Source organism: Trebonia sp. (genome assembly GCF_030042015.1).
Taxonomy (GTDB): Bacteria; Actinomycetota; Actinomycetes; order Streptosporangiales; family Streptosporangiaceae; genus Trebonia.
The window spans coordinates 1-9,630 of sequence record NZ_JASIAL010000152.1 but is presented as its reverse complement, the minus strand read 5'-3'; the positions used below and the strand labels follow the sequence as shown (position 1 = coordinate 9,630).

Here is a 9,630-nt window from a genome sequence, read left to right as displayed (position 1 = left end):
GCGCCCGCCGGGCTGCGCGACGAGGTCGCCGCGACGCTCACCGCGGCGCTGGCCGACCCGGAGGTGGCCGCCGGGTTGGCGGCCGGCACGCTGACCCACGCCGCCCAGTGGGCCGGCTTCGGCGCTGCCCTGCCTTCGCCACCCGCTGACGGCGAGCAGGCCGGCACCGCGCCCCCCGTGCTCTCCGTGCTCTCCGTGCCTGAGGCCGCCGTTTTCGCGCTGCCGGTGCCCGAGCGAGCCAGCAGGCCGCAGCCGCAACCGGGCGGACCGCGGGCAGCGAGCGGGAGCGGCGAAACGAGCCTGCTGGCCGAAGACAGCGCGCCAGAGCACGGAAGGCCGCCCGCCGCGGCGAGGGAAAGGGCGCAGCAGCAGGCGGCGGAGGCGGCGGAGGCGGCCGCACGGCGCCGGAAGATCTTCGAGGATGCCGAACGAGCCGTGGCTTCTGCCGCGGCGGCGGCCGCCGCCGCGGTGGCCGCGGAAGACCGGCTCGAGGAGGAGGTGCGCGACCTCGAGCAGCGTCTCACCCGGGCGCGGGCCGACCTTGCGGACGCCCGGCTTCGTGCCCGCCGCGCCGAAGCGGCCGACCGCAAAGCCCGCCAGGCGCTCGACCGGCTGCCGCGCCCCGGCGACGACGCTCCGCACGGCTGAGGCCGGCGCGCGGTGGGCGGCAACCCTCGTTCCGGCTTGGGGCGCACGGGCCGCGTCGGCGGCGCGTGCGCCCCACCAATCCGGTGAGTCGCTCGATCCTCGATGTGGCCGGCTGCGGACGCGATCCGGCAGCCGTCGCCCTGGACCCGGTTTGGCGGTGGGGCCCACAGCGCTGGCTCTACTGGTGGTGGGGCCCCCTGCACCAATGACGGCGCGAAAGCCCCGCGCCGGATGAGACGCCGGGGAACGCTGGTGCGCCTGATACCCGCGCCGCCGCCGCTCCAGCGGCCGGACTTCGCTGGGCGGGCGAGGGGCTCAGCGGTGGGCCGTGACGACGCCGTTGGACTTGAGGAACGTGGTGTTGCGTTCGTCTAGTGCGGCGTAGGCGGCGTTCTCGTCGGCGGCGTACTCGATTCCGGCCGTCTGCCGGCCGGACGGGTCGGTCTCGGCGCGGTAGGCGACCGTGGCGTTGCCCTCGAGAACCGGGAACCAGTCGCCGCCGCGGACCCGGAGCCACGCCGCGGCCACGCCGCCCGCGTTCCTGACCACGAGGCGCCGCTGCGGGTCGAGGCCGGTCACCCGCGAGTACACGGCGCGGGACGCGACCACGCCTGAGCCGCAGGACGGCGTGAGGCCGGCGCCGCGCTCGAAGGTGCGGACGAAAACCTCTGGAACCAGGGGGGCGGGCGGGGTGAGCGGGAGCAGGAACGAGACGTTGGCGCCGCCAGGGAAGACCTCGGCGGCGCGCTTGCCCGCCTCGATCAGGTCCGGCTCGCGGTATTCGGCGACGACGGCGATCACGTGCGGGTTCGGCACGGTGACCGCGGTGAAGTCCGCGAACGGGGCCGGCGGCGGCGCGGCGAACGCCACCTGCGGGAGCTCGAGCAGCACCTGGCGGACGCCCTCGGGCGTCGACGCCGCGCGGCGGACCGTGTAGGAGCGGCCGCCGCTGGCGACAACCTCGGCTTCGGTGCCGCGCAGGTCGAGGAGCAGCCGGCCGAGGCCGCGCATGCCGTTGCCGCAGAACTCGGCGGACGAGCCGTCCGGGTTGAAGAACCACGCCTGCGTGACCGGGGCGCTGGCGTCGAAGAGGTAGATCCCGTCGCTGCCGCCCGTCCACGCGTCCCCGTCGCAGACCCGGCGGACGAACTCGCGCAGCTCGGCGTCCGACGCCCACGACGACGGCGCCGCGTCGGCGGCGAAGATCTCGTTCAGCGACCCGTGGGTCTTTACCAAGCGCATCGCAAGCGAGTGTAGCCGGGAGTGGAACCACGGGACCGTTCGGGATAAGCGGGCGCGGGAACCCCTCACATGCCGAAAGCGGGGTACGTCGAGAAGCGGGCGCCTGCCGCGAAGTTGCGGACGGCCACCCTGGCGCGGTCGATCATGTTCGCCGGCAGGTCCGACAGCGGGAACCAGCCGAGATCGCTGTAGCTTTTCGTCGCTGCCCCGGTGTCGCCCTGCCAGCCGCCTGCGGTGAGGAAGAACGCCATCCGGCCGGCCCCCGACACGTCGTGCATGACGTGCGCGAGCGACACCCGGGCCGGGTCGAGCGCGATCCCGACCTGGGCCGCCGCCACGCGGACCGCCGCCTCCACAAGCGTCTCGCGCTCGGCCAGGCGGCCGGACGGCGGCTCGTAGGCGCCGTCCCCGTACCCGGTATTCGCGCGTCTTCCCAGCAGCACGTCGCCGTCCCGCAGCAGCAGCAGGTGGACGTCGACGATCAGCTGGAAGTGCCGGCCGTGCCTGGCCGCGTCTGCGGCCGCCGGCTGCGTGAGGGCTTTGGCCATGGCTGGATGTCCTGCTCGGTTCGCCATCAAGATTCCCCGGGATCCGGACTGCGGATTGCGCCGTCCTGGGACAGGTAACGTACTCCTGGCACCCTGTGGATCGCCATGTGCACAAGCAGTGCACAAGCCCGCATTGGCTGTGGATGTCCGCCCTGTCGGCAGGCCGTCCGCTGTGGACTTCTCGGCCCTTCAGCCCGGACGGCCTTGGGCTGCGGGCTGTGGAGGTCCTGGCGCGGCTGTGGACGACGGCGGCGGAAAGAATCTTGCCGGATCCTTCAGCCGCGGTCGTCGCCGCGGCCGCGGATCACCCGCACTTCCTCGTATATCCGGAAGATGACGGCGAAGAACTCAAGGACGACCCGGTAGGCGCCGAGCGTCAGCAGCACGAAGATCGGGTCGATGACGACAAGCGTCAGGATCCCGCCCGCCATGCCACCGTAGTGGAAGCCGATGCGCAGGAAGATCAGCGCCCAGAGCACCGTCCAGATCGTGACGAGGACGTAGAGCACCTTGATGATCTTCGGCGTGACGAAGGAGGTGAAGCTGAAGTCGAAGAGCGAGCCGAAGAACCCCTTCTGGCCGCTCGCCCTCGCCGTCGCGGCAGCCCCCGGCCTGCCCGCGGCCGCCTGCCATTGCGGGGCCGCCTGGCCTTGTGAACCCGGGTAGCCCTGGTCGTGGTACGCCTGGTTCTCGTACGCCTGGTCCTGGTACGCCTGGTCCTGGTCGTAGGCCTGGTCCTGGGCGGCGTAGGACGGGCCCGGATAGCCTGGCGCGGGCTGTGCGTAGGACTGGCCGCCGGGGGGCGGGTACCCGTACGTGTCCTGCTTGTCGGCAGACGGCGCGGGGAACGCCTGCCAGGGAGGGTCTTGCGGCTGACCGGCCAACGTCTGCTCCGTGGGGGTTGAGCTAGCGGGGACAAGGATAATCGGCGGGCATCGGTCTCGCTCCGCTATCCTGCCACACTCTGCGACGGGCGTGCCCGTCCGCGATGAGTCTCCGGGGCGCGGGCAGTCACTATCGTGTAGACCTGACTCAGGGGATGGTGACGGATATGACGCAGGTGCGGGTGCTCGCCGGGACGCGCAAGGGAGCGTTCGTGCTGACCTCGGACGGCAGACGCGACAAGTGGTCGGTGAGCGGGCCGCACTTCGGGGGGTGGGAGGTTTACCACGTGAAGGGCTCCCCCGCCGACCCGAACCGGCTGTACGCGTCGCAGAACACGGGATGGTTCGGCCAGCTGATCCAGCGCTCCGACGACGGCGGCGCCAGCTGGCAGCCGGTCGGCAACGACTTCTGCTACGCCGGCGACCCGGGCACGCACCTGTGGTACGACGGCACGCGGCGGCCGTGGGAGTTCAAGCGGATCTGGCACCTGGAACCGTCGCCGGCCGATCCGGATACCGTCTACGCCGGGGCGGAGGACGCGGCGCTGTTCAAGTCCGTGGACGGCGGCGTGACCTGGACCGAGATGAGCGGGCTGCGGCTGCAGTCGTCGGCGCCCGGGTGGCAGCCGGGGGCGGGCGGGCTCTGCCTGCATACGATCATCCTGCAGGGCACGCGGATGTTCACCGCGATCTCCGCGGCCGGCGCGTTCCGGTCTGACGATTCCGGTGAGACGTGGCGGCCGGCCAACCGGGGGCTGCACTCCGAGGGCATTCCCGACTCCGATGCCGAGGTGGGGCACTGCGTGCACCATGTCGAGGCGCACCCGTCGCGGCCGGACACGCTGTTCATGCAAAAGCACTGGGACGTGATGCGCTCCGACGACGGCGGGCTGTCGTGGACCGAGATCAGCGGGAACCTGCCGACGGATTTCGGCTTCCCGATCGGGGTGCACGCGCACGAGCCGGAGACCGTGTACGTGGTGCCGATTACCAGCGACAGCCTGCACTACCCGCCGGACGGGTCGCTGCGGGTGTGGCGGAGCCGCTGCGGCGGCGGTGACTGGGAGCCGCTGACGCGCGGGCTGCCGCAGCAGGACTGCTACGTGAACGTGTACCGCGACGCGATGGCGGTGGACACGCTGGACTCCTGCGGGGTGTACTTCGGCACCACAGGCGGGCAGGTGTACGTGTCCGCCGACGCCGGCGATTCGTGGTCCCCGATCGTGCGGGACCTGCCCGCGGTGCTGTCGGTCGAGGTCCAGGTCGTGCCGTGACCGCGGTCCGTGTGGTGCTGCCCGCGCACCTGCGGACCCTCGCGGGGGTGCGCGGCGAGGTTCGCGTTCCCGTTCCTGCTTCCGTTTCCTGGTCCGGTTCGGGTTCCGGTTCCGCGCCGCTCACCCAGCGGGTGATCCTGGACGGCCTGGAGGCTTGCTTCCCCGTGCTGCGCGGCACGATCAGGGACCGGCGCACCGGCCAGCGGCGGGCGTTCATCCGGTTCTACGCCTGCGAGCAGGACCTGTCCAACGAGCCGCCGGACGCGCCGCTGCCGGACAGCGTGGCGGCCGCGGTCCGCGCCGGCCGCGAACCGTTTCTCGTCGTAGGCGCGATGGCGGGCGGATAATGACGGCGTGACAGCTGCCCGCACCTTCCTCGTTACCGGCGCCAACACAGGGATCGGGCTGGCCACCGCGATCGCGCTGGCGCGCGACGGGGGCCAGGTGTTCATCGCGTGCCGGTCGCCCGAGCTTGGCGCGGCGGCGGTGGCGCGGGTCAAGGCGGCGGGCGCTTCGGGCGTCGCGGGCGCGGCGGGCGCGCTGGGCGCTTCGGGCGCTTCGGGCGACGATCAGGTGCGGCTGCTGCCGCTCGACCTGGCCTCGCTGGCGTCCGTCCACGCCTGCGCGGCCTCGTTCCTCGCGCTCGACCAGCCGTTGCACGTGCTGGTCAACAACGCCGGCGTGGGCGGGCAGCGGGGGCTGACCGCGGACGGCTTCGAGCTGCACTTCGGCGTGAATCACCTGGGCCACTTCGCGCTGACCATGCTGCTGCTCGAACGGCTGAAGGCGAGCGGGCCAGGCGCCAGGATCGTCAACGTGTCAAGCGACGCGCACTACGGCGCGCCTGGCATCGACTTCGACGCGCTGCGGCGGCGCACTCGGTCGTTCACCGGCCAGCGTGAGTACGCGGTCTCCAAGCTGTGCAACGTGCTGTTCACCCAGGAGCTGGCCCGGCGGCTTGACGGGGTGGGCGTGAACTCGTACGCGCTGCACCCGGGGGTGGTCGCCTCCGACATCTGGCGGCGGGTGCCGTGGCCCGCGCGCTCGCTGGTCACCAGGCGCATGCTCACCACCGGGCAGGGCGCCGTCACTTCGGTGTACTGCGCCACGTCCGACGCCGTGGCGGCGGACAGCGGCCTGTTCTACGACAAGTGCGCGGTCCGCGCGCCGAGCCGGGTCGCCACCCCGGAACTGGCCGAGCTGCTGTGGAAGTACAGCGCCGAGTGGACCGGGCTGGGCTGAGCATGTCGCCGACCGGGCGCGTCGCCCGTGCGGGCGCGTCGCCGGCCGGCCCGGAGCGACGACTGTGACGCGGGGGGTGACAAGCTGAGCAGATGGATCTTCCGGTGATGCCGCCGGTGGCGCCGATGCTGGCCAAGGCGGTCGACGCTATTCCCGACGGCGACTACGTCTTCGAGCCGAAGTGGGACGGGTTCCGCTCGATCGTGTTCCGCGACGGCGGCGAGGTGGAGATCGGCAGCAGGAACGAGAAGCCGATGACGCGCTACTTCCCCGAACTGGTGGCCGCGGTGCTTGAGAACCTGCCGCAACGGTGCGTGATCGACGGGGAGATCGTGCTGCCTGACTACGCCACCGGGCGGCTGGACTTCGAGGCCCTGCAGCTGCGCATTCACCCGGCGGCCAGCCGGGTCCGGCTGCTCGCCGCGCAGACGCCGGCGCACTTCGTCGCGTTCGACCTGCTCGCGCTGGGCGCTGCCGACTACACGGACCGGCCGTTTGCGCAGCGGCGTGCTGCTCTGCAGGCGGCGCTCGCCGGCGCCGAGTCGCCGGTGCACCTGACGCCCGCGACCACCGACAGGGCGCTCGCCGCCCGGTGGTTCAGCCAGTTCGAGGGGGCGGGCCTTGACGGGCTGATCGCCAAGTCCCCCGAGCTGACGTACCAGCCGGACAAGCGGGTCATGGTCAAGATCAAGCACGAGCGCACCGCGGACTGCGTGGTGGCCGGCTACCGCCCGCACAAGACGGGGTCCGATGCCGTGGGGTCGCTGCTGCTCGGGCTGTACCGGGCCGACGGCGGGCTCGCCAGCGTCGGCGTCGTCGGCGCGTTCCCGATGGCGATGCGCCGGTCGCTGCGCGCCGAGCTCGACCCGCTGGTGACGACGTTCGACGGGCACCCGTGGAACTGGGCGCGGCCCGCCGAGGGCGCCCGCACGCCGCGCAGCGCCGAGTTCAGCCGGTGGAACGCGGGCAAGGACCTGTCGTTCATCCCGCTGCGCCCGGAGCGGGTCGTGGAGGTCCGCTACGACCACATGGAGGGGCCGCGCTTCCGGCACACGACGCAGTTCGTCCGGTGGCGCCCGGACCGGGACCCCCGCTCGTGCACGTACGCGCAGCTTGAGGAGCCGGTCAGCTACAGCCTCGCGGAAATCTTGCCCGAGAAACCCGCTATCCCGAACGAACAGGGCTGACTGTCGTGCCAGATCCCAGGACCGTCGTGGAGGTGGCCGGCCGCCAGGTGCCTGTGTCGAATCCGGGGAAGGTCTTCTTCCCGCGCACAGGGCACACCAAGCTGGACCTGATCCGGTACTACCTGGCGGTCGCCGACGGGGCGCTGCGCGGCGTGGCCGGGCGGCCGATGGCGCTCAAGCGGTTCGTCAACGGCGCCGAGGCCGAGCCGTTCTTCCAGAAGCGCGCGCCGGAAAAGCGCCCGGACTGGATCGAGACCGTCGAGCTGCGGTTCCCGTCCGGGCGGACCGCGGACGAGGTCGTGCTGCACGACCCCGCGGGGCTGGTGTGGGTGGCCAACCTCGGCTGCATCGACCTGAACCCGCACCCGGTGCTCGCCGCCGACCTCGATCACCCGGACGAGCTGCGCGTCGACCTCGACCCCGTGCCCGGCGTGGAGTGGGCGCAGATCCGTGACGTGGCACTGGTCGCCAGGTCCGTGCTGTCAGATTTCGGGCTAACCGGCTGGCCGAAGACCTCGGGATCGCGGGGCATGCACATCTACGCCAGGATCGAGCGGCGCTGGCCGTTCGCCGACGTGCGCCGGGCCGCGGTCGCGGTGGCCCGTGAGATCGAGCGGCGGGCGCCTGACCTGGCGACGTCGAGGTGGTGGAAGGAAGAGCGGCACGGGGTGTTCGTCGACTACAACCAGAACGCCAAGGATCGGACGGTCGCCTCCGCCTACTCCGTCAGGCCGCTGCCTGACGCGCGGGTTTCCACCCCGCTGACCTGGGACGAGGTGCCTTCGTGCGACCCGGCTTCGTTCACGATCGACACGGTCCCCGCGCGGTACGCAGCGGTTGGCGACCCCTGGGCGGGAATGGACGGCGCCGTCGGGTCACTGGACGGGCTGCTCGCGCTTGCGGCCCGCGACGAGGCGGCCGGCCTGCCTGACGCGCCCTGGCCGCCGCACTATGAGAAGCAGGCCGGCGAGGCGCCCCGCGTGCAGCCGTCCAAGCGGCGCGGCTCGCCGGACGGCGCCGACCGCGGCGCCGCGGGCGCGGACGCCGCTGGCGTCGCGCCCGGTCCCACCGGGCGGCGCCAGTCCACCAAGCCGCTGATCGAGATCGCGCGCGCGGCCACCAAGGCCGAGGCGATGGAGGGCCTGAGGCGGTGGCGGGCGCGGCACGCCGGCGTGTGGTCGTACCTGGAGCCCGCCGACGTGCTTGTCGACTCGATGCGCGGCCGCAGTTCGACATGGACGCGGATCCGGCTCAACCTGCAGCACGTGCCCGCGGCCGAGCGCCCGCCCCAGGAGCCCCTCGAGGTGGACTACGACCCCTGGCAGCGGCAGGGGCCGTAACCGGGGACCGGTCAGTCGGCGCCGACCTCCGCGACCGGCTGGCTGACCGCCGCCGCGGTCCCCCGCGGCGTGACGAGGTATGCCCCAGCGCAGACCGAAACGATCGCCGGATCCGCCGGTATCCGTGCCCTGGGTGGTGCGACGTCAGCGCGCGCGTTCGGCTGGCACGCTACTCCGAGTCATAGCGGAAGCCGCCGAGAAAGCGCCGGAAAAGCCCGCCCTCGCGCTGCAGCGGAGCGGCAGGCGGCGGAGCCTGCGGCAGTTCCTGGCCGACGGGCTCCCGGTAGTCGGCCCGCGCGATGGCATCCGCGACCTGCGCTTCGTCGAATGCCTCAGAGCCCGGGATCTCCGGGATGAAACCGATCAGATCGCCGTCGAGCAGCACCTCGGCCGCCAGGGACGTGGTGCCCTCGTTACCCCAGATCGCCTCGCGCCCGCCGCCGAGCACGACACGGACTCCGTAGACATCAATTCCCGCGTTTTCCAGATGCGCGTCAATGCCGCGGTCCCTGAGAGCGTCGGCGACCCGCCGGGCACGGTTCTCGTCCATGCACTTAACCTACCGCTCTCGCCCCCGTGACCGGCCTCCCACCGCAATCCCGGCGCGCCGGGTAGCCCGCGAGCCCGGTGCGGCCTCTGCGGCTGGCGGCGAAGGCGGCGCCGCCGGGTGAGCCCGGGTCTGGCCTGGCACGCGCCGGGCCGGGATAACGGGAAGGGAAAGGCCGCCCCCGACCGGCCCTTTCTTTCCCAATAATCTGCCTGTCCGGAATGTCCGGTTCCGGATTTCGGGCATGGACCGTGGTAGAGAGCCTGACGCCGGGAGTCCGCGGTCAGAACTGGGCCTTGAGGTCCTCGATCTCCCGGGTGCGGGCGAGGAGCTGGGCGTAGGCGGGCCGCTCGCGGATGCGCGCCAGCGCCCAGCGCACGGCTTCGGCCCGGCTGCTCGCGATGCCCGCCGAGATCAGCGTGTCCAGCGTCTCCAGGTCATCTGGCGCAAGCCGCGCCATCACCGGGGTAAACCCGGGGGCGTCGCCGAATCCCACGCGGCCGCGGAGCTGGATCACCGGCGTGGGCCCCCTGGTCTCGCCCTCGGACTCCCCGCGGTCCCCCGTGAACTGAAGCGTGATGCCGACCGGCAGCTTGTCCAGTTCGCGCCGCAGTTCGTGGAGCGTCTGGCGGTGCGCGTCGTGGAACGCATGGAACGCCTGCCTGCTCTCCTCCTCGCCCTCCGGCAGGTCGAGGACGACGCGGGCCAGCAGCTCGCC

The 9,630-nt window shown here is 72.4% G+C and carries 9 protein-coding genes and 2 pseudogenes; 6 read left to right on the top strand and 5 right to left on the bottom strand.

Translation table 11 applies throughout. The features are described from left to right. Positions 1–648: pseudogene (locus tag Q1N79_RS07730) on the top strand (hypothetical protein); the annotation flags it as partial. Positions 649–963: 315 nt separating this feature from the next. Here Q1N79_RS07730 and Q1N79_RS07725 read toward each other — a convergent pair. From Q1N79_RS07725 to Q1N79_RS07715, 3 genes are all read right to left on the bottom strand, one after another. Further along, entirely contained in the window at positions 964–1,890 is a 927-nt protein-coding gene (locus Q1N79_RS07725) for a hypothetical protein (RefSeq protein WP_300606005.1), read from the bottom strand. Between the two features lie 65 nt (positions 1,891–1,955). Then, positions 1,956–2,438: an NUDIX domain-containing protein gene (locus Q1N79_RS07720; RefSeq protein ID WP_300606003.1), complete on the bottom strand. Its 483-nt coding sequence runs from the start codon at positions 2,436–2,438 to the stop codon at positions 1,956–1,958. A 275-nt stretch (positions 2,439–2,713) separates the two neighbouring features. Then, positions 2,714–3,322 carry a DUF4282 domain-containing protein gene (locus tag Q1N79_RS07715; protein WP_300606001.1) on the bottom strand — a complete coding sequence of 203 codons (609 nt, stop codon included), beginning with the start codon at positions 3,320–3,322 and terminating at the stop codon, positions 2,714–2,716. Positions 3,323–3,489: 167 nt separating this feature from the next. On the opposite strand from Q1N79_RS07715, the gene Q1N79_RS07710 reads away from it, so the two are divergent. The 5 genes from Q1N79_RS07710 (at position 3,490) to Q1N79_RS07690 (ending at position 8,365) form a co-directional block, all read left to right on the top strand. After that, positions 3,490–4,596: a sialidase family protein gene (locus Q1N79_RS07710; RefSeq protein WP_300606000.1), complete on the top strand. Its 1,107-nt coding sequence runs from the start codon at positions 3,490–3,492 to the stop codon at positions 4,594–4,596. Further along, positions 4,593–4,943 (top strand): hypothetical protein, encoded by a 351-nt coding sequence (locus Q1N79_RS07705; RefSeq protein WP_300605998.1) that lies wholly within the window; start codon positions 4,593–4,595, stop codon positions 4,941–4,943. The genes Q1N79_RS07710 and Q1N79_RS07705 overlap by 4 nt, the downstream gene beginning before the upstream one ends. Before the next feature lie 7 nt (positions 4,944–4,950). Continuing rightward, entirely contained in the window at positions 4,951–5,838 is an 888-nt protein-coding gene (locus Q1N79_RS07700) for an SDR family oxidoreductase (RefSeq protein WP_300605996.1), read from the top strand. Between the two features lie 92 nt (positions 5,839–5,930). Beyond that, on the top strand, positions 5,931–7,025 hold the full coding sequence (locus Q1N79_RS07695; RefSeq protein ID WP_300605995.1) for an ATP-dependent DNA ligase: 1,095 nt from the start codon (positions 5,931–5,933) through the stop codon (positions 7,023–7,025). Between the two features lie 5 nt (positions 7,026–7,030). Then, a complete protein-coding gene (locus Q1N79_RS07690) occupies positions 7,031–8,365 on the top strand; it encodes a DNA polymerase domain-containing protein (RefSeq protein ID WP_300605993.1) in 1,335 nt (444 codons plus the stop codon). 169 nt (positions 8,366–8,534) lie between these two features. Here the strand turns inward: Q1N79_RS07690 and Q1N79_RS07685 are convergent, their stop codons facing one another. Together Q1N79_RS07685 and Q1N79_RS07680 are read right to left on the bottom strand one after the other, a co-directional pair. Continuing rightward, a complete protein-coding gene (locus Q1N79_RS07685) occupies positions 8,535–8,915 on the bottom strand; it encodes a hypothetical protein (RefSeq protein WP_300605991.1) in 381 nt (126 codons plus the stop codon). 280 nt (positions 8,916–9,195) lie between these two features. Next, positions 9,196–9,630 (bottom strand): annotated as a pseudogene (locus tag Q1N79_RS07680) (hypothetical protein); the annotation flags it as partial.

Coding starts and splice junctions, on each gene's coding strand:
- Q1N79_RS07725 (WP_300606005.1), bottom strand. CDS start 1,890: ATGCGCTTGGTAAAGACCCACGGGTCGCTGAACGAGATCTTCGCCGCC.
- Q1N79_RS07720 (WP_300606003.1), bottom strand. CDS start 2,438: ATGGCCAAAGCCCTCACGCAGCCGGCGGCCGCAGACGCGGCCAGGCAC.
- Q1N79_RS07710 (WP_300606000.1), top strand. CDS start 3,490: ATGACGCAGGTGCGGGTGCTCGCCGGGACGCGCAAGGGAGCGTTCGTG.
- Q1N79_RS07695 (WP_300605995.1), top strand. CDS start 5,931: ATGGATCTTCCGGTGATGCCGCCGGTGGCGCCGATGCTGGCCAAGGCG.
- Q1N79_RS07685 (WP_300605991.1), bottom strand. CDS start 8,915: ATGGACGAGAACCGTGCCCGGCGGGTCGCCGACGCTCTCAGGGACCGC.